Origin of the sequence: Streptomyces sp. enrichment culture, from assembly GCF_964272855.1 — a bacterium.
In the GTDB taxonomy this organism is placed as follows: Bacteria; Actinomycetota; Actinomycetes; order Streptomycetales; family Streptomycetaceae; genus Streptomyces.
This window is the reverse complement of record NZ_OZ186847.1, coordinates 8,243,823-8,269,324: the sequence shown is the minus strand read 5'-3', so window position 1 is coordinate 8,269,324 and position 25,502 is coordinate 8,243,823. Positions and strand designations below refer to the sequence as shown.

General features: G+C 74.1%; 18 protein-coding genes. 10 read left to right on the top strand and 8 right to left on the bottom strand.

Features of this window, described 5'->3' with window-relative positions; translation table 11 throughout:
* Entirely contained in the window at positions 1–2,292 is a 2,292-nt protein-coding gene (locus tag ACSU6L_RS36915) for an FUSC family protein (RefSeq protein ID WP_437064043.1), read from the top strand.
* Here ACSU6L_RS36915 and ACSU6L_RS36910 read toward each other — a convergent pair.
* Positions 2,228–2,455: a DUF5133 domain-containing protein gene (locus tag ACSU6L_RS36910; RefSeq protein WP_073943978.1), complete on the bottom strand. Its 228-nt coding sequence runs from the start codon at positions 2,453–2,455 to the stop codon at positions 2,228–2,230. The two genes, ACSU6L_RS36915 and ACSU6L_RS36910, sit on opposite strands and share 65 nt — an antisense overlap.
* A gap of 142 nt (positions 2,456–2,597) precedes the next feature.
* Between ACSU6L_RS36910 and ACSU6L_RS36905 the strand changes: the two genes are divergently transcribed.
* The 8 genes from ACSU6L_RS36905 (at position 2,598) to ACSU6L_RS36870 (ending at position 16,804) form a co-directional block, all read left to right on the top strand.
* Positions 2,598–3,095: a hypothetical protein gene (locus ACSU6L_RS36905; protein WP_437064042.1), complete on the top strand. Its 498-nt coding sequence runs from the start codon at positions 2,598–2,600 to the stop codon at positions 3,093–3,095.
* A 289-nt stretch (positions 3,096–3,384) separates the two neighbouring features.
* The gene (locus ACSU6L_RS36900; RefSeq protein ID WP_437064041.1) at positions 3,385–4,239 is read left to right on the top strand and encodes a DUF4132 domain-containing protein; all 855 of its coding nucleotides are present in this window, start codon (positions 3,385–3,387) and stop codon (positions 4,237–4,239) included.
* On the top strand, positions 4,236–9,365 hold the full coding sequence (locus tag ACSU6L_RS36895) for a hypothetical protein (RefSeq protein WP_437064040.1): 5,130 nt from the start codon (positions 4,236–4,238) through the stop codon (positions 9,363–9,365). The genes ACSU6L_RS36900 and ACSU6L_RS36895 overlap by 4 nt, the downstream gene beginning before the upstream one ends.
* A gap of 35 nt (positions 9,366–9,400) precedes the next feature.
* On the top strand, positions 9,401–10,570 hold the full coding sequence (locus ACSU6L_RS36890; RefSeq protein WP_437065178.1) for an AAA family ATPase: 1,170 nt from the start codon (positions 9,401–9,403) through the stop codon (positions 10,568–10,570).
* Positions 10,571–10,575: 5 nt separating this feature from the next.
* Positions 10,576–14,277 carry a vWA domain-containing protein gene (locus tag ACSU6L_RS36885; RefSeq protein ID WP_437064039.1) on the top strand — a complete coding sequence of 1,234 codons (3,702 nt, stop codon included), beginning with the start codon at positions 10,576–10,578 and terminating at the stop codon, positions 14,275–14,277.
* Positions 14,274–16,094, top strand: a complete 1,821-nt coding sequence (locus tag ACSU6L_RS36880; protein ID WP_437064038.1) for a hypothetical protein — start codon at positions 14,274–14,276, stop codon at positions 16,092–16,094. Before ACSU6L_RS36885 ends, ACSU6L_RS36880 begins: the two co-directional genes overlap by 4 nt.
* A gap of 33 nt (positions 16,095–16,127) precedes the next feature.
* Positions 16,128–16,421, top strand: coding sequence for an ArsR/SmtB family transcription factor (locus ACSU6L_RS36875; protein ID WP_437064037.1), 294 nt, complete (start codon positions 16,128–16,130; stop codon positions 16,419–16,421).
* A complete protein-coding gene (locus tag ACSU6L_RS36870) occupies positions 16,418–16,804 on the top strand; it encodes a VOC family protein (RefSeq protein ID WP_073943933.1) in 387 nt (128 codons plus the stop codon). The genes ACSU6L_RS36875 and ACSU6L_RS36870 overlap by 4 nt, the downstream gene beginning before the upstream one ends.
* A gap of 39 nt (positions 16,805–16,843) precedes the next feature.
* Here ACSU6L_RS36870 and ACSU6L_RS36865 read toward each other — a convergent pair whose 3' ends face one another.
* The 4 genes from ACSU6L_RS36865 to ACSU6L_RS36850 all read right to left on the bottom strand — a co-directional run bounded on the left by ACSU6L_RS36865 (position 16,844) and on the right by ACSU6L_RS36850 (position 22,487).
* Complete coding sequence (locus tag ACSU6L_RS36865; RefSeq protein WP_437065176.1) at positions 16,844–18,310, bottom strand: MFS transporter; 1,467 nt, start codon at positions 18,308–18,310, stop codon at positions 16,844–16,846.
* A gap of 330 nt (positions 18,311–18,640) precedes the next feature.
* Complete coding sequence (locus tag ACSU6L_RS36860) at positions 18,641–19,480, bottom strand: NmrA family NAD(P)-binding protein (RefSeq protein WP_437064036.1); 840 nt, start codon at positions 19,478–19,480, stop codon at positions 18,641–18,643.
* Positions 19,481–19,641: 161 nt separating this feature from the next.
* The gene (locus ACSU6L_RS36855; protein ID WP_437064035.1) at positions 19,642–21,120 is read right to left on the bottom strand and encodes a glutamate--cysteine ligase; all 1,479 of its coding nucleotides are present in this window, start codon (positions 21,118–21,120) and stop codon (positions 19,642–19,644) included.
* A gap of 170 nt (positions 21,121–21,290) precedes the next feature.
* The gene (locus tag ACSU6L_RS36850) at positions 21,291–22,487 is read right to left on the bottom strand and encodes a cytochrome P450 family protein (protein WP_437064034.1); all 1,197 of its coding nucleotides are present in this window, start codon (positions 22,485–22,487) and stop codon (positions 21,291–21,293) included.
* Positions 22,488–22,712: 225 nt separating this feature from the next.
* Here ACSU6L_RS36850 and ACSU6L_RS36845 point away from each other — a divergent pair, with 225 nt between their 5' ends.
* Entirely contained in the window at positions 22,713–23,507 is a 795-nt protein-coding gene (locus ACSU6L_RS36845) for an SDR family NAD(P)-dependent oxidoreductase (RefSeq protein ID WP_437064033.1), read from the top strand.
* Between the two features lie 80 nt (positions 23,508–23,587).
* Here the strand turns inward: ACSU6L_RS36845 and ACSU6L_RS36840 are convergent, their stop codons facing one another.
* The 3 genes from ACSU6L_RS36840 to ACSU6L_RS36830 are packed head-to-tail and all read right to left on the bottom strand — an operon-like array spanning position 23,588 to position 25,333.
* Positions 23,588–24,250 (bottom strand): hypothetical protein, encoded by a 663-nt coding sequence (locus ACSU6L_RS36840; protein WP_437064032.1) that lies wholly within the window; start codon positions 24,248–24,250, stop codon positions 23,588–23,590.
* Positions 24,251–24,266: 16 nt separating this feature from the next.
* On the bottom strand, positions 24,267–24,722 hold the full coding sequence (locus ACSU6L_RS36835) for a DUF6114 domain-containing protein (protein WP_437064031.1): 456 nt from the start codon (positions 24,720–24,722) through the stop codon (positions 24,267–24,269).
* Entirely contained in the window at positions 24,713–25,333 is a 621-nt protein-coding gene (locus ACSU6L_RS36830; protein WP_437064030.1) for a DUF6230 family protein, read from the bottom strand. The genes ACSU6L_RS36835 and ACSU6L_RS36830 overlap by 10 nt, the downstream gene beginning before the upstream one ends.
* Between the last annotated feature and the right edge of the window lie 169 nt (positions 25,334–25,502).

Genomic DNA, 25,502 nt, shown 5'->3' with positions numbered 1-25,502 from the left:
GTGAGGGGTCTCCGACTCGCGTGGAACCCGGCGGCCTACGCCGCCTCGTTCCGTCGGGCGGTACGCGTGGCCCTCGCCGCCACGGCCGGTTTCTTCTTCTTCCGGTACGGACTCGACCGCCCTGTCGCGGCCACGTACGCCCTGTTCGGCGCGGTGGCGCTCGGCGGGCTTGCCCGGATACCCGGCACCGGGCGGCAGCGGGCCGCGATCGTGCTGCGCGTGCTGCCGGTGTGCTGGCTGCTGGTGGCCGTCGGCACCTACCTGTCGGTGCGCACCTGGAGCGCCGTGCTGGGCATGCTGGTGGTCGGGTTCGCGCTGGCCTTCGCCGCCGTGGGCGGCCCGCGTCCGGCGGGGACGGCGCCGGGGCTGCAGCTGCTGTACATCCTGCCGTCCTTCCCGCCGTACGATCCCGACTCGCTCGGTGACCGGCTGATCGGGACGACCGCCGGGCCGGCGCTGCTCGCCGCGGCCGAGGCGCTGCTCTTCGCCGAGCCTGTCCCGGCGACCTACCGCGAGCGGACCTCCGACGCTCTGCGGACCGCCGCGCGCTGCGCGCGCCTTCTGTCCCAGCCGCCGTACACGCTGACCGACGCGGACAGGGCGGCGGCCGCGGAAGCCGGTCAGGCGCTGCGGTCCTTGAACGTGCCCGAGGCGGAACGGCCCGCGGGGCCGGGCGTGCACGATCGCGCCCTCGCGCACACCGGTCTCGCCACCCGCACCCTCCTGAGCCGCCTCGCACAGCTGCCCGCGCCGCCGCGCGAGCCGGAGCCCGAGGTGATCGCCGTACTGCGGGCGGTGGCGGAGCTGGCCACGGCGACCGGGGCGTGTCCGCGGTCGGGGCCGTCACCTGTGGCGCCGTACGAGGAGCTGGTCGCGGCCGGCGCGCGCTTGTCGGCGTTGTCGGGAGGCGTGCCCGCAGGTGTGTCCGAGGGCGTGAGCCCATCCGGCGCCTCCGCCGCCTCCGGTTCCTTCGCCGCTGCCCGGTTCCCGCCCGCGGTGCTGCGGGAGCACGCCGCCGTGCTGGAGATCGCCGATGCCTCGCTGGCGATGGGCGCGGCGGCCGATCGGGCCGTGCGGGGCCGGCATGCCGTGGTCGAGGCGCCCCGGGGCCTCTTCTGGTACGCCACGGTCCGGGCGCCCGCCCTGTGGTGGCACCGGCTGCGCGGCCATGCCGGACGCCGGTCGGTGCTGTTCCAGAACGCGGTGCGCATCGCCCTGGCGTTGACGGCGGCCCGGCTCGTGGCCGGATTGGACACGCTGCCCCACGGGTTCTGGGCGATGCTGGCGACGCTCACGCTCACCCGGACGACCATGGACGACACCTGGCACACGATCCGTCCGGCGCTCGCGGGAACACTGGCCGGGGCGCTGGTGGCGGGTGGGGTCCTGACCGTGGTGGGCACCGACACCGCCGTCTACGCCGTGCTGCTGCCCGTGTGGATGCTGTTCGTCTTCACGGTGGGGCCGGTGCGGGGTGTCGGCTGGGCGCAGGGCCTCTTCACCGTGCTCGTGGCGCTGGTCTTCGCCCAGCTGGCGCCGTCGACGTGGCGGCTGGCCGAGGTGCGGATGCTGGACGTGCTGGTCGGCAGCGCGATCGGCGCCGTCTTCGGGGTGCTGGCGTGGCCGCGCGGCGCCCATGACGAGCTGCGCCACGCGGGCGCGGAACTTCTGCGGCGGGCCGCGGAGATCGTGGTGGCCACCACCGCGTCGCTGGCGGGCGGCGGGGCGGTGGCCGCGCCGTCGGGTGCGCCCGCTCACCGGTCGCTGCATCACGCGGTCATCCTCGCGGAGTCCGCGTACGCGCAGTTCCAGAGCGAGCCGTCACGCTTCGGCGGCACGGGCCGCCCGGCGACGCTGCCCAAGGTGGACTGGCAGGCGACCCTGATCGCCGGCCACCACACTCTGTGGGGCTCCGAACGCCTCCTGGAGCCGCCGCACGTCGAGCTGGCTCCGGGGGTTGCCGAGTCGGTCGGCACGCTGGGGGAACGCCTCGCCGGCCGGATGCTGCTGGTCTCGGCGGCGCTGGATCCCGGTGGTGACACCCCGGCCGCGCCGGTGCCACTGATCGATCCCGCGTTCACGAAGGCCGCCGCCGGGCCACCGGGCACGCCTCGGCTGTACTACGCGACCGTGGCGTGGCTGGAGTCGCTGGCGAACGATCTGACGCGGATCGCCGGCGGCGGTCCGGCAGCCGGTGCCGGGGAAGGCGCGTCTGCCGGGCAGACCGTCACGTCGTCAGCAGGGAGTCGTCCTCAGGGCGGGCACCGGGGAGCTGGTGGCGGGCGGCGATGAGAGCGGCGTCGATGTCTCGCGTTCCGGTCGCCACGCACAGCGTGTAGGCGACGTCGTCCATCCGCTGGCGCACCTCGGTGCTGCCCTCCTCGGCGTGCAGGATGCGCAGCGTGTCGTACTGCTCGATCAGGTTCTTCAGTACAGCGGGGTGTGCCATGAGCATCGAGAAGCCTCCCTTGTCACCGTTGTGCACGTGGGCCGTACGACGACCCATGTGCCCCGGCTCCCGGCCGGCATTCCCCCCGACGGCGGTACCGTGAGCGCGACCTTCCCAGGCAGCCGACGGAGGAACGGGTTCTGTGCACATGGCCAAGCCGGTCCGGGCCGAGCTCGACCGCTACGCGTGGGGGCGGCTGCGATGCGGATGCGGCGAAGGCGCGGAACACGTTCCCGATCTCTTCCGGCGCGTGCTGGAGGCGGAGACCTACGCGGAGATGGCCGACGCGGACCTGGACGGCCACCTCATCGACCGGGGAGGGCTCTTCGAGGCGGCGGTGCCCGCCGTCGGCGTCATCCTCGCCGCACTGACGGAACCCCTGTCGGACCACGCCCGGGCGTATCTCGTGACGCTGCTGTGGCACCTCGTGGCCGGCGACCCGCACCCCTCCGAGGAGGCGTACGGCCGTGCGCACCTGGACAGCGAGTGCCGGATGCGTGCCCGGGAAGGCCTCGCCCTGATCCTGCGCGAGGCAGTCTCCGGCGAACGCGAGACAGCGATCGACATCCTGGAACTGATCGACGTGGACAGCGAGCGGGTCGACCACTACCGCCGGTTCGCGGCGAAGAGGCGCGGGGCTCGGTGACGCCTCACGCACGTCGTTTCGTTTTCCGGACCGCCGGCGCCGCATGTCTTCGTTCCTGAGGCTGCTGCGCACGTGGGGCGGGGGCAGAAGCCCGGTGACCAGTGGCCGCCTAAGCAAGGACCGGGGCCAGCATGCTCCAGCCAGAGGACCCCGTGCGCAGGATGATCGCTCTGCAGGTACCCCGAGCAGCGGTTTCCACTTCCGGGCGGCAGGGCCCTGCGACCCCGTTGTCAGTGCCCTCCTCTACAGTTCCCGTCACTTGATCATCGCGGGTGCGGGAGGCACACGAATGGGGTGGGTGTCGGCGGGCGGCTATGAAGTCGCCCTGGACGACGGCAAGGTGGTGTGCCGCAACGCGGCCGGGCGGCGGCTGAAGTCCGTACCGCCCAAGATCGCCGACGATCCGGCCGTGGTGGGGCTGCGGCAGCTCGCCGAGTGGCTGGAGCGGCACGAGCGGCAGTGTCTGGCCGACGTGGAGCGGTGGATGGTGCGCTCGCTACCGGTGCCGTTCGCCGTCCTGGCACGGGTGTGGCCGGACCCGGCCTGGCAGGCCGCCCTGCGGGACCTGGTGGTCACGGGGGCGGACGGCACGGTGGCCGGGTTCCTGCGGGACGCCGACCCCGAGCGCGGCCTCGGCCTGGTCGACCTCGACGGCGACACCGTCCGCATCACCCCCGACCTGGTCCGACTGCCGCACCCCGTGCTCCTCGACGACCTGGAGGAGCTGCGGGAGTTCGCCGTCGAGCTCGGCGTCGAGCAGCGTGCCCAGCAGCTCTTCCGCGAGGTGTGGCAGCGGCCCGCGGCGCTGGACGCCGAGGCGACCTCCGTCGAGGACTACGCGGGCGGCGCCTTCAAGGAACTGCGGTTCCTGCACGGCCGGGCGACGCAGCTGGGCTACCGCGTGCGCGGCGGCAACGCCGTGTGCTCCGTGCTGGAGGCCGGCCGGGGCGTCGAGGCCCGTGTGTGGGTCGGCGACTACGACGGCTACGAGGAGACGGAGACCGGTCCCCTGGTCTTCACCGACCAGGCGGGCCGGGTGCTGAAGCTCGGTGTGGTCGGCCCGGTGGCCTGGTCGGAGGGCATGCGCATGGCGGCCGCGCTGTACGCGGGACGCGACATCGAGGACGAGGAGCGTGCGGCATGACGACGTACGGCACAACCGTGTACGACGAGACCACTGTCGCCGCGCTGCTCGACGCCGGCGCCGTCCTGCCGCCGGGCACCACGGACCGGGAGGACGCCGACGTCCTCACCGTCCGCGCGTACACCCACCCGGCGCTGGACGAGCGGACGGTCGTACGGCTGGTGCCCGGCACGCTCGGCGAGGCGGAGGACCTCGCGATGGACTTCCTGGGGCTCGCCCGGGAGCCGGAGCCGCGCGAGGTCGGCCAGATCCGTCGGGAGGCCCTGGGCTTCCCCGCGTGGGCGCTGGTCAACGACCCGGCGAACGGGCACCACGCGCTGGCGCTGGTCAAGGACGTCGAACGGCTCGCCCGGCAGGCCAAGTCGCGCCCCGGCACTGCGAAGGAGGGTTTCGAGGCCCTGGGCGAGCGGCTCGGCCGCGCCGTGCCGCACTTCCTGCCCACCTTCTACGAGCAGGCCGCCCGCGTCTTCCTCCAGCACGAGAACACCACGTACGCGGCCGCCTTCTTCGGCAAGGCCCGCGAGGCGGAGCGGGTGCACGCGCTGACCGTGGACGAGGAGCGGCAGCGGGCCGTGTTCCTGGAGTTCGCGTTCGCCGGGGCGCTGACGGTCAAGGCGCTCAAGGAGCACGTCAAGGACCTGTCAACACGGCTGGCCCCGGCGGAGGCCTGGGCGCAGTTCCGGCAGCTGACCGTGGAGCGCTGCGCGGGCGGCATGCCACCGTACGCGTCGCTGCCGCAGGACGCGCGCGCCCTGATCAAGGCGGCGGGCCTGGACCGGGTCACGGAGGAGTGCGCCCTGGTCGCGGACCTGCTCGCGTCTCCCGCGGCGGTCCGGGCGCCCGCGTCCTTCTGGAACTCGTACCGGGCGACGCTCGTCGTCCTGGCCGAGAGCCGGCCAGCCGTCCGCGTCCGGCTGCTGGAGATCATGCCGGCGGGGCTGGGCCGCTCCACGGAGGACGACGAGTTCTGGCTGGCGCTGCTCGCCGAGACCGGTGCGGACCGGCTGCTGACCGGCGAGGCCGAGGCGGCGGACGAGGTCGACGCAGCGGCCTGGCTCGGCCGCTGGGCGCTGCACCGCAAGCACGGCGGCACGGTCAGCGACCGCTCGCCGGCCACCCTCGCGCTGGTGGAGCGCATGGCCGCGCGGCTGCGCGCCCAGGGCCGCCCGGTGGACCTGTTCACCGGCCGCTGGCACGCGGGCGCGGATCTCGACCTGTTCGACCTGTGTGCGGCGCTGGACGTCCCGCTGGCGCTGCCCGCGCCCGACGAGGACGTCTTCCTCAACCTCAACCGGTGGCTGGAGGAGACCCGGCCCGGGCGGCGGGACCTGACCGCCCTCGCGGCGGACCCGCGCTGCCGGCGCCTGCTGTACGCCGCCGTCGGCAATCTGAGCGGCCACCGTTCCGGCTCGGAGATGGTGGAGGAACTGGCCGCGCACCCCGTGCTCGCCGACGTGCTGCGCGAGTGGCTGGACGACGCCGCCGCCGAGCTGGACGGCGCGGCGGGGCTGCCCGACGCGCGCGTCGCGCTGCAGCGCATGCGGCCGTTCCGTGCCGTCGCAGCCCGGGTCAGCCCGCAGGCCGTGGCCCGCGCCTCCTCGCTCGACGTGGCGCCGCTGCTCGGCCGCACCCTGCGCGGCGGTGTCCTGGACGAGCTGGGCTGGCCCGCCCTCGACGAGGCGCTGCGGCGCCTGGACACGGAGACGCGGCGGGACCGCGACGACACGCTCGCCGTTCAGGAGGCCTGGCCGGCGCTGATCCTCTCCCGCCGGCACAAGGCGATCGTCGTGGGGCCGGAGGACATCCTGCTGGAGCACGACCTGCGGCTGCCGGTGGAGCTGGACCGCTGGCAGCGTCCGTCGTTCCGGTACACGGACGGCGAGCTGCTGGTGATGTGGCGGCACGACGGCAAGCAGCACGGCTACTGGTCTGCCCGCCCGTCCGAGGTGTTCCCGCTCGGCGGCGAGAGGCTTCCGAACTGGTACGGCAGCGGCGACGCGGGTGAGACCTCCATCCCGCTGCCGGGCGGCGGCCGCGCCACCGGCGGGCGCGCCCTGCACGCCGGGGACACGGTCGTGCCGCCCGCCCGCCGCATCCTCGGGGACGGCACCTCGTACTGGCGCCAGGGACGGCAGGGGCGGCAGCAGGTGTGGCTCGAGTACGACCCCGTCGGCGGCACGCACGGACGTGCCTCGCTGCCCGCGTTCCTGCGGTCCGGCATCCGCGAGGACGCCGCGCTGCTCCAGCAGCACTGCACGGTGCTGCCCTTGCAGCCCGGTCTGGAGCACAGCCCGTTCGGCACGGACGGCACGGTCCTCGGCCACTGGGTGCGCACCGAGGGCGAGGGTGAGGAGGCCCGCACCACGGCCGGCACGCCGGACGGCCGGACCGTCACCCTGCCGACGGCACGGGGCCGGGTGCCGGGCGTTCCGGTCGGCGCGCTGCGGCTGCCCGGCGGCGCCGAGCCCGTCGTCGTCGCCACCCACCGTCAGGTCGCCCTGTACACGGTCGACGAGACCGGCGTGCGGGAGTCGGGCCGGGTGACGGCGCTGGAGCGCGGTGGCGAGTTCGCCGCCGGGACGCGGCTCGTTCCGCCGCTCGACTTCTGGCACGCGCTGCGGCCGCGCGACGAAGGCGCGTCGGCGCTGCTGCGGGCGCTGAGCGACGAGCAGGCGGAGGAGTTGCTGCGGGCCGGGGCGCAGGCGCTGGCGGAGCGGCAGGCGCGGGTCGCGGAGGCGGCCGCCCGGGCGAAGGCGGCGGAGGCGGCGGCCGGGGCCGGGCGCACGGCCGGGGCCGGGAACACGGCGGGCGCCGGCACCGGCGGTAACGCTGCGGGGACCGGGGCCGGCGGGAACACCAGGAGCGCCGATACCGACCAGCCCGCTCTTCCGAGCGCCGACGAGGTCCTGCGGGACACCGTCGCGCGTCTCCTGCCCGCCCTCACCGAGCCTCACGTGCTCACCGGCGTCGCGGCGCTCGTGCGCGCGGTGCTGCGGCTGGCGGAGTCGATCGCCTTGTTCGTGGCGCCGCCGGTGGAGCCGTCGAAGGTGGAGCGCAAGCGTGCCGAGGGGATGTTCGCCGACCACCGTCCGGAGGACGGCGACGACCAGACCCTGCGCGAGGCCGTCTCCGGCCTCGCCGACCTGCACGGTTGGTGGGGTGGGGACAAGCGCTGGTCCGCGCTGCGCCAGATCCGCGCCGTGAACCACGTGCTGTCCGGGAAGCCGGCCGACGGCAAGCCCCTGCCCGAGTCCGCCCGGCTCGCCGGGGCCGCCGACGGGTGGCGCAGCGACGAGGGCACCGTGCCGGGCATCGGCGCCATGTGGCCGTCCGTGCTGGACGTGCTGCGCCCGCTGGCCTACCGCGCCGCCTCGCCCGCCCTGCCCGAGGCGCAGCGGCAGGCACTGCTGCTGCTGTTCGAAGCCGTCGCGGAGGGCCCGCTGGCCGTGCCCGGGGGCGCGCTGCGCGAGGTCGTGCTGAGCGAGCCGCACAAGGGTCACGAGCGGGTCGGTCAGGTGCTGCGCCGCGACGGCCGCACCGTCGTCGTCCTCGGCTGCCAGAACGTCGACCGCCGCGCCGGGCGGGTGCACTGGCTGGCGCTGGACCACGACCCGGCGGGTGAGTTCGGCGCCGTCGCGCACTTCACGTCGGCGGAGGAGACCGCGCACCCGCCGGTGTTCCCGGCCGACGCGCTGACCACGGTGGCCGGGCTGATCCGGGACAAGGGTGCCGCGCCCTGGCAGCCGGGAGCGCCGGCCGCCCTCGTCGCCGCGACGCGGGACGGGCTCGGGACCGTGCAGGCGGCCCTGCTCGTCGCCGGGCGGCCGTCCCAGCTCACCGATGAGGTGATCGCCGCCACCGGGCTCAAGCCACGGCAGAAGGAGCTCGGCGACGCGCTGCTGGCCTCGCTGGACTCCGGCGACCGCGCGGCGCTCGTCGGCGCGCTGCTGCCCGACGACCCCGCCGGCCTGTGGACGGCCGGACCGGACACGGACGCGGCGGGACGGCTGTGGGCCGAACGGCTGGCCGGGGTCGTCCGCCTGCCCGAGGACCTCGCCGGGGAACTCTCCGCGGCCGGCGTGCCCACCGGCACCGCCGAGGCCGTCCTCAACCCGCGCCGCACCCCGTGGCTCAGCCGCACCACGGTGCTGCGGCCCGACAAGGACGGCAACCTCGTGCCGGACGACTCCCGGGCGCTGCCCGGCCGGTACGACCTGACACGTGCCGTGGCCGCCCTGGCCGGGCTCGCGTACGCCCTGCCGTACGGGCACACGCTGCGCGCCGACCTGCCGGAGGGGCTGGCCGCGCTGCGCCGCCGGGTCGCCGACCCGGGGCTGCTGCTCGACCTCGACCTGGCGTGGACGGAGAAGGGCTCGTCGACCGCGGTGGAACTGCGCAAGGCGTACGGGATGCCGGCCACCGGAGGTGCCGACGCGCATGGCCTGACGCGGGTGGGCGAGGCGCTGGTGCTGCGCCCCTGGTACGGCGACCAGGAGACCGTCCTGGTCCGCACGGGTGCCCTCACGGAGGCGGACGACCCGGTGTTCGGACTGGTCGACGGACTCGTCGGGCCCGCGCGCGGCGAGGGCATGCGGGCGCTGCGGACGATCCTGGGCGACGACCTCGCCCGCGCGCTCACGGCCGGATCGGATCCCGGAGGACCCACCGGGTACGCCCAGGATCCGACGGTCAGCGTGCCCGGTCTGGTCGCCGAGGTCGCCGACGCCCACGGTCTGAGCGAGGACGCGGCGGCGCTGTACCTCCAGCTGCTGGCCCTGCCCGACCCGACGGACCGCAACTGCGTCCGCTGGACGGGCTGGAAGCCCGCCCGTGTGAAGAAGGCCCGCGCCGGACTCGCGGCCACCGCTCTGGTCGTCGAGGCGAAGCGGGCGCGCGCCGGGCGCACCCTGTTCCTGCCGGGCGGCTGGCTCGACCTGAAGTCGCCCGCGCTGCCGGTGGAGATCTGGAAGCAGGGCCTCTACCCGGTCGGCGAGCACTCCCGCGCGGTGCCGCTGATGCCGGTGCCCGAGTTGTTCACCCGGGCGTGGGACCGCGTCCGCGCCGGTGACGCCCCGGCCTACGAGGAACTCACCACCCGCGCCACCCGCAAGGGGCGCCGCCGATGACCACCGCCGACCCGCACCTGGAAGAACCCGCGCCGATGTCCACCACCCTCTCCCCCGCCCCGGCCCGTCAGATCGTCCCGCCGGAGGACCGGTACGCGACCGAGCTGGCCTTCCTCGCCGCGTACGACGACGGGCCGCGCCCGCCCGCGTGGCGGCTCACTCCGCGCGCGGTCGTCACGTTCGTCATGGGCAGCGACGGCCGGGCCCTGAAGCTGCCCGACGGTGCCGAGGTGCCGGACGGGGTGCCGCGCCGCCTGGTGGTCGAGGGCAAGTTCGTCGGCGACCGGGCGCTGGTCGAGCGGTGCGTGGTGACCCTCGCCGGGGAGCGCGGTCTGCTGCTCGTCGGCGAGCCCGGCACCGCGAAGTCGATGCTGTCGGAGCTGCTCTCCGCCGCCGTGTGCGGCACCAGCGGTCTGGTCGTGCAGGGCACGGCCGGCACCACCGAGGACCAGCTCAAGTACGGATGGAACTACGCCCTGCTGCTGGCTCAGGGTCCCACCCGGCAGGCGCTCGTGCCCTCCCCCGTCCTGACCGCCATGTCCCGGGGTGCCATCGCCCGCGTCGAGGAGGTCACCCGCTGCCTGCCCGAGGTGCAGGACTCCCTGGTGTCGTTGCTGTCCGAGCGGCGGATCGCGGTGCCCGAACTGGCGGGCACCGAGGACGCGCTGGCGCACGCGGCGCCCGGCTTCAACCTCATCGCCACCGCCAACCTCCGCGACAAGGGCGTCTCCGAGATGTCCGCGGCCCTCAAGCGCCGGTTCAACTTCGAGACGGTCGGCCCGATCGGGGACCTCGACGCGGAGACGGCGCTGGTGCGCAGCCAGGCGCGGGCGTCGGTGGAGCGGGCCGGGGCGCCGTTCCAGGTCGACGACGCCGTGCTGGAGGCGCTGGTCACCGCTTTCCGGGACCTGCGCGAGGGCCGGTCGGCGGAGGGCTGGGAGGTGGAGCGGCCGTCCACGGTGATGAGCACCGCGGAAGCGGTGTCCGTCGCCGGGGCGCTCGCGCTGGCGGCGGCGTACTTCCCGGGCGACCGTGATGTGCTCGGGCTGCTGCCGGGGCACCTGCTGGGCGTGGTCCGCAAGGACGACCCGGCCGACGCCGCCCGGCTGCGCGGCTACTGGGACGGTCCGGTCCGGCGCCGCGCCGAGCAGGGTTCCGCCACCTGGCGCACCCTGTGGGACCTGCGTACGGTCCTGGAGGGCTGACGGCCGTGTCCCTCTTCCCCGGGTCCGTCCCCGCCCCGCCCGACGAGGCGCTGGCCGCCCTGACCGGACCGTCCGCGCCCTACCTCGTCGGCGTACGGCACCACGCGCCGTCCCTGGCCGCCGCCGTGCCCGCGCTGCTGGACGCGGCGAAGCCGGACGTGCTGCTCGTCGAGCTGCCGGCCGAGATGCAGGAGTGGCTGCCCTGGCTGGGTCACGAGGAGACGCGGGCGCCGGTGGCACTCGCCGCCGCCCCCGCCGACGGGGGCGGCGGCGAGGGGCCGGCGTTCTATCCCTTCGCCGACTTCTCGCCCGAACTGGCCGCCGTGCGCTGGGCCGCCCGGCACGGCGTGCCGGTGGTCGCCTGCGATCTGCCGCTCGCCGACCGGGCGTGGGGCGAGGGACGTCGGGCCGCGGGACTGCGTTCCGGTCCCGGTCTCGGCGACGCGCTGCGGGCCCGGCTGACGGGCCGCCCCGGGGACGACCTGTGGGACCGGCTCGTGGAGGCCACCGCCCCCGGCTCCCCGCCCGAGGCGCTGCGCCGGGCGGCCCTGCTCACCGGGTGGGCGCTGCGCGAGGACGCGGTCGCCTCGGGTGGGGTGCCGGAGCTGGACCTGCGGCGCGAGCACTGGATGCGGGCCCGGCTGGCCGAGGCGACCGCGCGCGGAGAGCGGGCGGCCGTGGTGGTCGGCGCGTTCCACGCCCCGGCGCTCGTACGGCCCGACGCCGACGGGGAGGCGGGAACGGCGGCCGGCTCCGGTGTGTCCCACACCCCCGCGCACGCCGGGCGGGACACCGGCACGAACGGCGGTGTGGCGGGCGACGTGCGGCGGCCCGGGTGGACGACCTCGCTGATCCCGTACACGTACGCGCTCCTCGACGAGCGGTCCGGATATCCGGCGGGCATCCGGGATCCGGAGTGGCAGGACATGGTCCTGCGCGCGGCCGGCGATCCGGAGGCGCTGGAGGAGGCGCTGACCCGGGCGGCCGTGGCGATCTGCGCCGAGCTGCGGTCCCTCGGCCACCCTTCGGGGCCCGCCGACGCACGGGAGATCAGCCGCCTCGCCTCGGACCTCGCCCGGCTGCGCGGCCTGCCCGCGGCGGGCCGTGGCGAACTGGTCGAAGCCGTGCAGACGGTGCTCACGCAGGGTGAGCCGTACGGGCGGGGGCGGGCCGTGGCGCGGGCGATGGAGCGGGTGCTCGTCGGCACCCGCGGCGGGCGCCCAGCCCCGCAGGCGCCGCGCAGCGGCCTCGCCCCCGCGGTCGAGGCCGAGGTGGCGCGACTCGGCCTGCCCGGTCCGGAGGCCGGCGGCCCCGGCGCGTCGCGGGACCTGCGGCTGGACCCGTTGCGGTCCGACCTCGACCGACGCCGGGAGCTGCTGCTGCGTCGGCTGACGGTCTGCGGGGTGCCGTACGGGGAGGCCAAGGAGGTCGTCGCCGCGGGCGGTGCCGAGGCCCTGACCTCCCGCTGGGAGGTGCGCTGGACTCCCGCCACCGCGGCCATGCTGACCGCGGCCGGTGTGCGGGGGGTGACGCTCGCGCAGGCCGCCGAAGGTGTCCTGCGCGAACGGCGGCGCGTGGAGCGCGACGAGGGCGGGGCGACGGCCGCGCAGGCCCTCGAAGGGCTGGAACGGGCGGCGGAGTGCGGGCTGACCGTGCTCGCGGACGAACGGCTCGAGGACGTCGCCGAGGTCGTGCCCCGGTCCGGCACCCTGCCGGAACTCCTCGCCGGCCTGGCCCTGCTCGACCGGCTGCGGGCCGGTCATGTGCCGGGGCTCGTCGCCGAGCCGGACCGGGCGGACCGGGCGGCCGCCATCGCGGAGCTGCTCACCACGGCGGCCGTGCGCCAGGTGGACGGGCTGACCGGGTCCGAGGATCCGGCCGACGCCCACGCCCTGCTCGAGCTCGCCCACCGCGCCGACCTGACGGGCGGTATCCGGCTCGCCGACGCCCTGGCCCGGCTGTCCGCCGGCGGCTCCCCGCTGATGCGGGGCGCCGCCGGGGCCGTACGCGTCCTGCTGGGGCAGGAGGACGCGCGGGTCTTCGGCGACCGGGTGGCCTCGTGGGTCGACGGGGCCACCGACCCCGACGCCCGCGCCGCGCTCACCGCCCGGCTCAGCGGCCTCCTCACCGCCGCGGGCCCGCTGCTGGAGGCGGCGGCGCCCGCGCTGGAGCCGCTGCTCACCCGGGTGTCCGAGCTGCCCGACCGGGAGTTCCTGGACCGGCTCCCCGCACTGCGAGGCGGCTTCGACACCCTCAGCCCCGCCGCCCGCGACCGGCTCCTCGCCGCCGTCGAGGAACGTCTCGGCAGCGGGCGCGTCGCGGACACGCACGGCGTCGACCCGGCCGCGCTCGCCGCCTGGACCCGGGCGGACTTCGCGGCCCGCGAGACGCTGCGGACGATGGGGCTGCTGCCACCGGCGCCGGGCGACGGCCCGGCGGGGCCCGTGCCGGAGAACGGCACGGTGGCGGACGACGCCGCCGAGGCGCCCCCGACCCGAGCCGCGGACCAGGACACCGGGGATCAGGACGCCGGGGATCAGGACGCCGGGGATCAGGACGCCGGGGATCAGCACGCGGGGAATCAGCCCGCCGGAGATCTGCACCTCGCCCCCGCCGACCGCTGGCGTCTCCTCCTGGGCCGCCGCACCGACCGGCTGCCGTCGTCCGCCGCGCCGTTGGCGACCGCGCTGGACGAGCTGTACGGCAGCGGACGCGGCGAGGGCAGCCGGGGGGACCTGACGGGCCGGGGAGCCGGTGGTGGACGGGAGGTCCCGTACCCCGGGGTGCGCGAGTGGTCCGAGGAACTGGCCGCGCTGTTCGGGCCGGGCATCCGCGAGGAAGTGCTGGCGGCAGCCGCCGCGTCGGGCCGCAAGGACGTCCTCGCCGAACTGGACGCGGACAGTGCTCGGCCCTCGGTGGACCTGCTGCGCACCGTGCTGAGCCACGCCGGCGGACTGCCCGAGGCCCGGCTGGCAGCACTGCGCCCGCTCGTGCGGCGGCTGGTCGACGCGCTGACCCGGCAGCTCGCCACCCGCCTGCGCCCCGCCCTGCACGGCACGTCCCTGCCGCGCCCCAGCAGACGGCCCGGCGGCGGGCTGGACCTGCCCCGCACGCTGCGTGCCAACCTGGCGACCGCGCGCCGCGCCCCGGACGGCACGGTGCGGGTGATCCCGGAGCGGCCGGTCTTCCGCAGCCGGGCGCGCCGGACCGCCGACTGGCGGCTGATCCTGGTCACGGACGTCTCGGGGTCCATGGAGGCGTCCACGGTGTGGGCCGCGCTGACGGCCTCCGTGCTCGCGGGGGTGCCGACGCTGTCCACCCACTTCCTGGCGTTCTCCACGGAGGTCATCGACCTCACCGGGCATGTGGACGACCCCCTGTCGCTGCTCCTGGAGGTCAGCGTGGGCGGCGGCACCCACATCGCGACCGGACTGCGGCACGCGCGCGAGCTGGTCACCGTGCCGTCGCGCACCCTCGTCGTGGTCGTCAGCGACTTCGAGGAAGGCTATCCGCTCGGCGGGCTGCTCGCCGAGGTCCGCGCGCTGGTCTCGGCCGGCTGCCACGTCCTGGGCTGCGCGAGCCTCGACGACACGGGACGGCCCCGCTACTCCACGGGGATCGCCGGTCAGCTCGTCGCCGCGGGCATGCCCGTCGCCGCCCTCAGTCCGCTCGAACTCGCCCGCTGGGTAGGAGAGAAGATCGCATGAGTCCGGACCTGCCTCCGGTCGCCCCGTCCGTCACCGCCGAACTCGTCGGAGCGCTCTCGCCCCGCCTGCGCAAGCGGCTGGACGCGGGCATCGCCAAGCTCGTGGCGCGTCCGGTCGTCCGTGAGGGCGACGCCGCGCGGATCGCCGTGGACGACGAGACCGACGTCGTCCTGGACGCGACCGGCGGGGCGGTCACCAGCGCGGACGCGATCCGCTGCGGATGCCTGCTCGCACCCGACTGCCTGCACCGCGCGGCAGCGGCCTCGGCGGCGCCGGTCGCGGAGGATGCGGGGGAAGCGGAGGCTGAGACAGAGGCAGAGCCAGACGAGACACGGGCGACGGAGGCACCGAGCCCGACGGCTCAGCCCGGCCCGGCCTCACCGACTGCTCAGCCGCGCCCGACCGACCCCGCGGCTCCGGCCGAACCCACGGCCCCTGCCGAGGCCGAGGAGCGTGCCACCGCCGAGCAGCGCGCCGCCGCCCGGGCGGTGTACGACGCGGCCGCCGCCGTACTGGGGGCCGGCACGGACGGTGCCGGCGCCGTACTCCAGGCGGAGCTGCTGCGCGCCGCGCACACCGCCCGGCTCGCCGGTCTCCCCCGGGCCTCCGCCGCGGCCGTCTCCGTGGTGACCGGGGTGCGCGCGGCCCGCTCCGCCGACCCCGGGTACCGCCTCGCCGACCTGGCCGAAGCGCTGGTCGCCACCCTCGGGGTCGCCCACCGCGTTCCGGACGCCACCGGCCCTGACCTGGTCGCGCTGCGCGGCACGGTACGGCAGCCGTACCGCCCGGACGGCTCCCTGCGGCTGTACGGGCTCTTCTCCGAACCCGTCCTCACCGCGACCGGCTACGCGGGCGCGGTCACCTGGACCGCCGACGCCGACGGACGCCTGTACACGGTGTCGGACGTGGCGCCCGGCGGCCCGGCACGCGCGACCGGGGCCGCCGACAGGGCCGTACGGATCGGCGACACGGCCCTGACCCACCGCGAACTGTCCCGTGCCGGCCTGGCGGTGTCCGGTGCCACCGTCTCGCCGACGGGCCGCCTCGGCGCGGGTGCCTCGGTACGGGCGGTCCGCGCGTCCGGCGCGGCCTGGCGAGACGAGCCGCTGGACCGGCTGTGGGCGGTACCCGCCGCCGCGCAGGTGGTCCAGGCCCTGAACGGCGGGCAGGACCTGCTGTTCCTGGAGGTGACCCTGACGGGCACGGTCCGGGAGGCGGCGGGTGACTGTCTGCTGGCCGACTGCGCGGGCGTGCCCGTGCGTCTGGTGACGGCCCACGACGATCCGTCACTCCCCTACCGCGACAACCTGCGCCTCCTCGCCGCCGCGGGCGGCAGCCGGCTGCGGATCGTCGCCCGGCTGGTCCCCGGAACGCTCCCCCGCGCCCTGCTGCTCGCCGCCGAGCACCCCACCGACCCCGCCGCCCGGGTGGACCTGGGCCTGGACCGCCTGCAGCAGGCGGACGTGCCCGCCGGGACGCCCCTGACACCGGCCGCGGTCGCCGCCCCCGGGGACGAGGCGCCTCTGCACCTCCTGCGCCGCCGCGTCCACCAGACGGTGTCCGCGGGCCGCCGCGTCCTCGCGCTCCCCGGAAGCGGGTCGGGCGACGTCGCCCGCCTGCGTCGTCTCGGCCTCGCCACGGCGGGCGCCCTCCTCGACGACCTCCACTCCGCCGCCGCGGACCGCTTCCGCGACGCCTTCGGCCGCCTGCTCCCCGCCGACACCGACCACTTCGCCCGCGCCTGGCTCGCCGCCGCCGTGTACACCGAAGCGGTCGAGGCGGCGCTGTGCGCGGGCGCGTGGGGGGCTCCGGTTTGATAGGCAAGTCTCCACTTGCCTATCGTGGTGGTCATGGCGGAGGATGTCTTCAAGGCGCTGGCCGACCCCACCCGTCGGCGCATCCTCGATGAGCTGGCGGAGCGCGACGGGCAGAGTCTGTTCGAGATTTGCACGCGACTGGTGACCAAGCACGGTCTGGGGCTGTCCCGTCAGGCCATCAGCCAGCATCTGGCCGTACTGGAGTCCGCGGGTCTGGTCGTCTCACGGCGCCAGGGCCGCTACAAGTTCCACGACCTGAACACCGAGCCTCTCGAGCGCATCATGAACCGATGGCTCAGGCCCGAGGAACCGGAGAGCACCCCATGAAGATCCACCTCACCAGCGTCTTCGTCGACGACCAGGAGAAGGCCCTGCGCTTCTACACCGACGTGCTGGGCTTCGTGAAGAAGCACGACGTCCCGCTGGGCGCGGATCGCTGGCTGACCGTGGTCTCACCGGAGGACCCCGAAGGGACCGAGCTGCTGCTCGAGCCCTCCGGGCATCCCGCCGTGCAGCCGTACAAGACGGCGCTGGTCCAGGACGGCATCCCGGCCGCGTCGTTCTCCGTGGACGACGTGCGCGCGGAGTTCGAGCGGCTGCGCGAGCTCGGGGTGTACTTCACCCAGGAGCCGGTGGAGATGGGCTCGCTCACCACCGCGATCCTGGACGACACCTGCGGCAACCTGATCCAGATCGTGCACAGCAAGTAGGGCGCGGACTCGAACCCGCACTTCGAGGTGCACTTGAGCTCAACTCCCGCCTTTGAAGCGTTCCAGGTCGGACGGGCGGACCTGGATGACGAGGAGGGCGGTCGCCGCGGCGATCACGGTGAAGACCGCGGCCATGACGAAGGCGGCGGAGATCCCGGAGGTGAGGATCTCGTCGGCCCAGGGATCGGGGAGCTGCCCCGTGCGCTGGAAGCGCAGCCGCTCCGCGGGGGTCGCCTCGACCAGGAACGCGGGGATCTGCTTCTCGGCCTCGTGGCTGCTGGCCGTACCGAACACCGTGACCAGGATGGACAGTCCGAGGGAGCCGCCCACCTGCTGGGTGGCGTTGAGGAGGCCGGACGCCGCGCCCGTCTCGTGGGTGGCCACGTTGGACAGTGCCATCAGGGTGAGGGACACGAACTCCATGCCCATCCCGAGGCTGTAGACGAGGATCGGGCCGAGGATGCTGCCCGCGTAGGTGGAGTGGACGTCGGTCTGGGTCAGCCAGGCGAGGCCCGCGGCGGCCAGGACGGCGCCGGTGACCATGAAGGGCTTCGGCCCGAACCTCGGCAGGAGCCGGGACGCGAGCCCCGCGCCCACCGCGATGACGGCGCTCACCGGGAGGAAGGCCAGCCCGGCCTGGAGCGGGCTGAAGTCCAGCACGTTCTGGACGAAGAGAGTGAGGAAGAAGAACATGCCGAAGATGGCGGCGGCGAGGCTCAGCATCATGCCGTAGGTGCCCGCCCGGTTGCGGTCGGCGAACATGTGCAGGGGCGTGATCGGCTGCCGGGAGCGGCGCTCGACCGCGACGAACACCAGCAGCACGACGACGGCCGCCCCGAACGCGGCGAGCGTGTACGGGTCCCGCCAGCCGTCCTGCGCGGCCCGGATGAACCCGTACACGAGGAGCACCATGCCGGCCGTGGAGGTCAGCGCTCCGGCCAGGTCGAAGTGGCCTGGGTGGCGTTCGGACTCCCGGATCCAGCGGGGGGTGGCGAGCGCGATGAGCAGTCCGATGGGAACGTTGACGAACAGCACCCAGCGCCAGTTGAGCCACTCGACCAGCATGCCGCCCGCGAGCAGCCCGATCGCGCCGCCGCCCGCCGACACCGCGGCGAAGACGCCGAACGCCCTGTTGCGTTCGGGTCCTTCGCGGAAGGTCGTGCTGATCAGGGCTAGGGCGGTGGGGGACGCGATCGCGCCGCCGACACCCTGGAGGGCGCGGGCGGCGAGGAGTTGCCAGGAGTTCTGGGACATTCCGCCGAGCAGCGAGGCGAGGACGAACAGCAGCACGCCGAAGACGAAGACGCGCCGTCTGCCGAGGATGTCGCCCATGCGGCCGCCGAGCAGCAGCAGTCCGCCGAAGGTGAGCGTGTAGGCGTTGACGACCCAGGAAAGGCTCGTCGTCGAGAAGTCCAGCGCGCGCTGGATCCCGGGCAGCGCGATGTTCACGATGGTGATGTCGAGCACCACCATCAGCTGACAGGACGCGATGACCAGCAGCGCCATACCGTTGCCCCGGCCATCGCGCTGTACCTGCCGCTGCGGGATGGCCCGGGCTTCGGGGGTCGGCTCCGGATTGCTCATTGCATCGCGCCGTGGGACGGGAGTCAGGGGCTGGTTCCCGCCACGGTTCGACCGTACGCCGCCCCTGGCAGGCGCTCCACTCGATCTCCGTCCCTTGGGACGGTCAGCGTCGCGCCGCGGGGGAAGTGCCCTTCTGCCGACACGGGCGTCAGTGTTCACGTATGTGTTCAGGTCTCGCTGACGTGAATCGCTGTCGACGCCGGGAAGGTAACGACGCCCCATGGACACGTCAAGGTCTAGACCTGCGCCGGGTCATCGGGCGGCGAAGGCGTCCGCGTGCTCGGTGGCCCACTGGGCGAAGGTGCGGGCCGGTCGGCCGGTGACCTTCTCGACAGTGTCGACGACCGTACGCCCCACCTCGGGCGTGTTGCCGTACACCTCGAGCAGGAAGCCGATCACGTCCTCCGGCCGGCCCGCCGCACGCCACCGGGCGACCGCCTGTTCCTCCGTCAGCTCGACCAGGGCGATGTCGCGGCCGCGCGCGGCGGCGATCGCCGCCACCTTGTCGCCGACGGTCAGCAGCTCGGGACCGGTGATCACGTACTCCTGTCCCCCGTGGCCCTCCTCGGTGAGCGCGACCGCCGCCACGGCACCGATGTCGCCTTCGTGGACCATGGCGCTGAGCCGGTCGACGAAGGGCTCACGGACCTCTCCCGAGGCCACGATCCCGTCCGCCCACTCCAGGGCGTTGGCCATGAACTCCACCGGCATGAGCACGGTCCAGTCGACACCGTCGTCGGCGCGCACGGCGTCCTCCAGCGGGGAGGGCCCGCCGCCGTGCAGCACGGTGACCCGGCGCACGCCGGCCGCGCGGGCTCGCTCCAGGATGCGGGGGCCCGTCTCCAGCGGAGCGGAGTAGGCCCCGCCGAACGTGATCAGGTGGAGGCCGGTGACGCCCTCCAGGGCGGGGACCAGGCTGTCGGGGTCCGTCAGGTCGCCCTGGACGACCTCGACGCCGGACGGAAGGTCGGCCTTGGCCGCGTCACGGGTGAGGGCGCGTACCGCGTGGCCGCAGGCGAGCAGTTCGGCGACGACGTGACGGCCGACGGTTCCGGTGGCGCCGGTGACAAGGATGTTCTGCGCGTTCGTCATGGCACGACCGTATGGAGACTTGCGGTCAGCTTCTGTCCGCAACCTTCGGCTGCCCGGAGTCACTGCCCGGAGTTCAGGGCGTCGGCGAGCCGTGCGGCCGGCTCACGGACCATGCGCGCCGACTCTGCCACGCCCTGATCGCGTGGGACGAGCCCTCCGCGTCACTCGACCGGCCAGGTGTGCGCCGGCGCGTTCATGTGCATGTAGTCGATGTACTGCTGGGTCATCCGCCGCAGCGCCTCGTGCCGGTCCGCGTGGGCCGTGTCGTAGAGGTGGTGGAACATCTCCGCCTGCCACACGGCGCCGTTGCGGCCGCTGACGCAGCGCTGCTCGATGATGCCGAGCAGCGGTTCCCGCCAGGCCGCGTCCATGCCCGCTCGTTCGAGTCCGCGGTGCGCCAGCGGCAGCAGGCGCCGCAGCACCAGCTCCGTCGCCGGGACCTCGCCCATGCCCGGCCAGTACAGCTGCGCGTCGATGCCGTGCCGTGCCGCCGCGTGCAGGTTCTCCTCCGCGACCGAGAACGACATCCGCGACCAGACAGGCCGGTCCTCCTCGACGAGGGCACGCGTCAGCCCGTAGTAGAAGGCACCGTTCGACAGCACGTCGGCCACCGTGGGGCCCGCAGGCAGCACCCGGTTCTCCACCCGCAGATGCGGTACGCCGTCGACGACGGCGTAGACCGGGCGGTTCCAGCGGTAGATCGTCCCGTTGTGCAGGGTGAGCTCGGCCAGTGCGGGGATGCCGCCGCGGTCGAGCGTCTCCCGCGGGTCCTCGTCCTCGCACAGCGGCAGCAGCGCCGGGAAGTACCGCACGTTCTCCTCGAAGAGGTCGAACACGGTGGTGATCCACCGCTCCCCGAACCACACCCGGGGCCGCACTCCCTGCACCTTGATCTCGTCCGACCGGGTGTCGGTGGCCTGCTCGAACAGCGGGATGCGCGTCTCGCGCCACAGCTCCTTGCCGAACAGGAACGGGGAGTTCGCCGCCAGGGCGACCTGCACCCCGGCGATTGCCTGCGCGGCGTTCCAGTAGGGCGCGAACTCGTCAGGTGACACCTGGAGGTGGAACTGGGTGCTGGTGCAGGCCGCCTCCGGCGTGATCGTGTCCGCGTAGGTCCGCAGCCGCTCGACCCCGTCCACGGAGATCAGCAGGTCCTCGCCGCGCGCGGAAAAAATCTGCTCGTTCAGCAGGTGGTAGCGCGGGTTCTCGGAGAGGGAAGCGAGCCCTACGTCCTTCATCTGCAGCGTCGGCAGGATCCCCACCATGACCAGGTGCGCTCCGATCGGCGCGGCCTTGCCCTCGGCGTGGTTGAGCGCGTCCCGGATCTCCCGCTCCCAGGAGTCGGGGCCGCCGGCGGTGAGCCGGCGCGGCGCGATGTTGATCTCCAGGTTGAACCGGCCCAGCTCGCTCGACCAGGACGGGTCGGCGATCGCCTCCAGGGCGTCCGTGCTGCGCATGGCGGGCTCGGCGGCGGTGTCCACGAGGTTCAGTTCGATCTCCAGACCGACCTGCGGCCGCTCGAAGTCGAACCGCGACTCCCGCAGCATCCGCGCGAACACGTCGAGGCAGGTGTGCATCTTGTTCCGGAACTGGCGACGGTCGTCACGAGTGAACGCCAGCGCCGGGACGTCTCGTCCCATGCGGCCCTCCCGAGTCTCCTCGACGCGGATCCATCTTTCAGCGTCCCACTCCCCGAGTACCCCAACCACCGACGCCACCGCCGCACCAGTGCGGGCCCGTCGCGGGCCGGCGCGGTCACAGCGTCGACACTGCATGTGACCGGCCGGACCGTACGCCGGGCCCGTCCGGCCTACCGGCTGAACCGTACGGGCAGGCTCCAGGGGCCGCGGATCATCAGCCCCGGGCGCCAGGTGATCGCCGCCGGGTGGATGTCCAGGGAGAGCCCGGGACAGCGGTCCAGCAGGGTGCTGATGGCGATACGCGCCTCCAGACGGGCCAGTGGGGCGCCCAGGCAGTAGTGGATGCCGTGGCCGAAAGCCACATGGCCGCGGGCGTCCCGGGCGATGTCGAAACGGTCGGGTGCGGGGAACCGGCCGGGGTCGCGGTTGGCGTCGGCCAGCGCGACGAGAACCAGTTCGCCGCCTCCGGGGATGACCGTGTCGCCGATCGTCAGAGGTCCGGTGGTGAACCGGTACGTGGGGGTCTCGACCGGGCCGTCGTAGCGCAGCATCTCCTCGACCGCCCGGTCGATGAGGGACGGGTCCGCGCGCAGGGCGGCCAGCTGTTCGGGGTGGGTGAGGAGGGCGAGGACACCGTTGGAGATGAGGTTCACGGTGGTCTCGTGGCCCGCGACGAGCAGCAGCCAGGCCATGCCCATGAGTTCCTCGTGGGACAGCCTGTCGCCGTCGTCGTCAGCGCCGTGCATCAGCGCGCTGAGGAGGTCGTCGCCGGGGCGCTGCCGCTTGTCGTCCACCAGCTCCGCCATGTACCGGGCCATCGAGGCCGCCGCGGCCTTGCGGAGTTCGGGGTCGGTGGCGCCGAGGGCGTCGTTCGACCAGGTTCGGAAGGAGTCGCGGTCCAAGTCGGGGACGCCGAGGAGTTCGCATATCACGGAGATGGGCAGCGGGAAGGACAGCGCCTCGACGAGGTCGGCCCGCCCGTCCGGGGCGGCGAGCATCCGGTCCAGGAGCTCGTCGGTGGTCTTCTGGATCCGCGGCGCGAGTTCGTCCACGCGGCGCGGGGTGAACTCACGGGCGACCAGCTTCCGCAGCCGGGTGTGATCCGGCGGGTCGGCCCTGAGCATGTGGGGGCCGGAGGAGACCGCCCCCAGCGGCAGAGCGGGGGACGCCTTGCTCCAGTCCTTGGTCAGCCGGGAGTCCGCCAGTGCGGCGCGTCCGGCTTCGTAGCCGACGACCAGCCAGGCCGAGGCGCCCCCTTCCGGCATCCGGATGCGGTGCACCGGGCCCTGGGCCCGTAACCGGGCGTACACGGGGTAGGGGTCGCGGGTGAACGACTCACCGAGCGCGGCCAGGTCGACGACGTTCATGGGGAACCACCTCACTGGGCTGGTTGCGGGCCTGTGGACATCGTGCTCCCTCGTTCCGGCCGTCACCGAGGGGCCTGCCAATCGGTTTTCGCCAAGTTGCGCGGGTGCGAGGTCACGCCGGGACGGTGACACTTGACGGGCCGTGACATCCGGCTCGCGCTCGGACCGTGACTTCCGCTCGCGCTCGGACCGTGACATCCGCGTACGAAGGGAACTCGTCCGCCCATGCACATCGACCTGACAGGACGCACCGCACTGGTCACCGGATCCACTCAGGGCATCGGTGCGGCGATCGCCGTGGCCCTCGCCCGGGCGGGGGCCCGCGTGGGTGTCAACGGCCGCGATGAGCGGCGAGTGGCCGAGAGCGTCGAGAAGCTGGCCGGCGAGGCGGCCGGCGCCGACCTCGTGCCGGTGGCCGCCGACGTGTCGACCGACGAGGGCGCAGCCCGGGTGGCGGAGCTGCTGCCTCGGGTGGACATCCTGGTCAACAACCTGGGGATCTTCGGTTCCGCCGACCCGCTGGAGATCACCGACGACGAGTGGCGGCGCTACTTCGAGGTGAACGTCCTCGCCGCCGTACGGCTGACCCGGTTGTATCTGCCCGGCATGACGGAGCGCGGCTGGGGGCGTGTCCAGTACGTCGCCAGTGATTCGGCGGTCGTCATTCCCGCGGAGATGATCCACTACGGGATGTCGAAGACCGCGCTGCTGGCGGTGAGCCGCGGGTTCGCCAAGAAGGCGGCGGGCACCGGCGTGACGGTGAACTCCGTCATCGCTGGGCCCACGCACACCGGCGGTGTCGAGGACTTCGTGTACGAACTCGTCGACCGGGACCTGCCCTGGGAGGAGGCGCAGCGCAGGTTCATGCGCGAGCACCGCCCGCAGTCGCTGCTGCAGCGGCTGATCGAGCCGGAGGAGATCGCCCACATGGTCGTCTACCTCAGCTCCGAGCAGGCGTCGGCCACGACCGGGGGCGCCCTGCGGGTCGACGGCGGGTACGTCGACTCGATCCTTCCGTGACCGGCTCCGTCCTTCCCTGACTGCTGAAGCCCCCTCGCCCAGAGCCTGGACGAGCGCCTGGACAAGGGGGCCGGGGCGGGTCAGGGACCGACGGTGATCTGCTGTGCCGGGTCGGTCGTGTCGGCCACGGTGTACGCCAGGTTGACGGTGGAGCTCGTAGCGCTGGTCGGGCAGCCGAAGGTGCCGGTGACGGTCACGGGCACGACGGCGTTGACGAGGGACAGGCCGGACGGCGCCCCGTTGGTCCACGAACCGGAGATGGCGGCCGGGCCGTTGGGCGCGGAGACGATGGTGCAGCTGGCCAGGCCGGTGGTCTTGACGACCAGCCCGCCCTGCGGGACGGTCAGCGCCGCCGTGGCCGGGGAGCCGTTCTGGACCGATATGCCCCACGTGCCGCTGGTGGTGACGGTGGGGGTCACCCCGGGCAGGCTCGAGGTGCAGGAGCTGAAGGCGGGAGCGGCCATGGCGGAGGACACCGGGCCCGCGGCGTTGTGGTTGGCGGGAGCTGCGGGGACCTGTCCGGTCGTGGTGGAGACGGAGCAGGTCAGGGTGACCGAGCCGGCCTTGAAGGTGGCCTTGCCGGACAGGGTCGCCTTGTAGGCGTGCCCGGCCGGCGTGACGGTGGTCGACTCGGCGGCCGTGCGGGCCTCGGCGGTGGAGCCGGCGACCAGGAGCGCGGCGGTCGCGGCGGCGCCGGTGGTGGTGGCGAGCAGGGCCCGCACACCGTGGGGACGCGGTGGCATGTCTTGCCCCTTTCAGTCAGTACGTGTCGACGGACGGGGTGTGAGCGGTTGGTGCGTCGTCGTGCCGGGTGGTGCCTGTGGGGGGTGGCGTACGGGAGGGCGGTGGCGTCGGCTCGGCGGGCGCCGGCAGCGGCTGCCAGGCAAAGATCATCGAGCCGCCGACGATGCCCAGGAAGGTGCCGAGCAGGAAGCCGCCCAGGTTGGACATGACGAGTGCGGCGACGGCGAGGAGGACGGTGACCACGCCGGCCAGGCCGCGGTAGTGCGGGGCGACCCAGGCGGACAAGCCCATCAGGATCATCATCAGGCCGAGCAGGACGGACGGGAGTCCGGCGATGCCCTGCTGGAGCATGACCTCGAGCGGGGCCAGGGGCAGGATGCTGATCTCGGTCCCGGCGAGGACGGTGACCAGGCCGCCCCAGAAGGGCCGGCCGCGGCGCCAGTCGCGCCACGCGTGCCGGCTCAGAAGCATTCCGTCTTCCCCTTCGTGATCTTCATCTTGAGCCCGGACAGCTTGAAGGTGCCGGCGTTCGCGGCCCAGGCGACCTGCTTGAGGTCGGTGATGCTGAAGTCGTCGGCCTGCTGGGAGAAGGCGTCCTGCATGCCCTGGGCGCCCTCGGGGCCCTTGTCGAGCGTGGAGGCGTCCCGGCCGATCTCGATGTTGCGGAAGGAGGCGTTGCCTTCCAGCTGGGTGGCGTCGAGGAAGAGGTTCTCCGCCTCCACCGGGGTGTCGCCGGTCCCGGCGGTCAGGTTCAGCGAGACGTCGCCGAGCACGGGGAGGCTGGTGACCACCGACTGGCAGAGGCTGTCGATCGTCGCGGTCCTGATGCCGACGGTGGCGACGGGGAGTAGGTCGTTGCGCGCGTTGGTGTCGATGTTGCCGTACTGGGCGAAGCCCTCGCCGGTGAGACGGTCGGCGGAGACCTTGAACTGCTGGCCCGAGACGGCGAACGAGGCGGCGATGGCGCCCTGCGCGAGCGCGATCCCCAGGGCGGCGGTGGCCGCGCAGCCGGGGACGGCGAGCAGCGCGAACCGTCTCCATCTGATCCGGCCGACTAACTGTCTGCCTTGCTCGTCTTTCATCCCCTTTATCCTTTCGGTGACAGAAAAGAGCACCCGGCGGGCGAGAGGCAATGTTGATCGAACGGCGTGAACGGGCGCGCGCGAACGGCTGCGCCAAGGTCACGCCGTGGCAGGTGGTACGGGGTTACTGACGAGTCAGGTTAAAGGCGCCAGCGGGTGTTGGCATAGT

Excerpts from the sequence above, each read along its gene's own strand:
- ACSU6L_RS36910 (WP_073943978.1), bottom strand. The coding sequence starts at position 2,455 with ATGCTCATGGCACACCCCGCTGTACTGAAGAACCTGATCGAGCAGTAC.
- ACSU6L_RS36905 (WP_437064042.1), top strand. The coding sequence starts at position 2,598 with ATGGCCAAGCCGGTCCGGGCCGAGCTCGACCGCTACGCGTGGGGGCGG.
- ACSU6L_RS36900 (WP_437064041.1), top strand. The coding sequence starts at position 3,385 with ATGGGGTGGGTGTCGGCGGGCGGCTATGAAGTCGCCCTGGACGACGGC.
- ACSU6L_RS36895 (WP_437064040.1), top strand. The coding sequence starts at position 4,236 with ATGACGACGTACGGCACAACCGTGTACGACGAGACCACTGTCGCCGCG.
- ACSU6L_RS36890 (WP_437065178.1), top strand. The coding sequence starts at position 9,401 with ATGTCCACCACCCTCTCCCCCGCCCCGGCCCGTCAGATCGTCCCGCCG.
- ACSU6L_RS36880 (WP_437064038.1), top strand. The coding sequence starts at position 14,274 with ATGAGTCCGGACCTGCCTCCGGTCGCCCCGTCCGTCACCGCCGAACTC.
- ACSU6L_RS36875 (WP_437064037.1), top strand. The coding sequence starts at position 16,128 with ATGGCGGAGGATGTCTTCAAGGCGCTGGCCGACCCCACCCGTCGGCGC.
- ACSU6L_RS36870 (WP_073943933.1), top strand. The coding sequence starts at position 16,418 with ATGAAGATCCACCTCACCAGCGTCTTCGTCGACGACCAGGAGAAGGCC.
- ACSU6L_RS36865 (WP_437065176.1), bottom strand. The coding sequence starts at position 18,310 with ATGGCGCTGCTGGTCATCGCGTCCTGTCAGCTGATGGTGGTGCTCGAC.
- ACSU6L_RS36860 (WP_437064036.1), bottom strand. The coding sequence starts at position 19,480 with ATGACGAACGCGCAGAACATCCTTGTCACCGGCGCCACCGGAACCGTC.
- ACSU6L_RS36855 (WP_437064035.1), bottom strand. The coding sequence starts at position 21,120 with ATGGGACGAGACGTCCCGGCGCTGGCGTTCACTCGTGACGACCGTCGC.
- ACSU6L_RS36850 (WP_437064034.1), bottom strand. The coding sequence starts at position 22,487 with ATGAACGTCGTCGACCTGGCCGCGCTCGGTGAGTCGTTCACCCGCGAC.
- ACSU6L_RS36845 (WP_437064033.1), top strand. The coding sequence starts at position 22,713 with ATGCACATCGACCTGACAGGACGCACCGCACTGGTCACCGGATCCACT.
- ACSU6L_RS36840 (WP_437064032.1), bottom strand. The coding sequence starts at position 24,250 with ATGCCACCGCGTCCCCACGGTGTGCGGGCCCTGCTCGCCACCACCACC.
- ACSU6L_RS36835 (WP_437064031.1), bottom strand. The coding sequence starts at position 24,722 with ATGCTTCTGAGCCGGCACGCGTGGCGCGACTGGCGCCGCGGCCGGCCC.
- ACSU6L_RS36830 (WP_437064030.1), bottom strand. The coding sequence starts at position 25,333 with ATGAAAGACGAGCAAGGCAGACAGTTAGTCGGCCGGATCAGATGGAGA.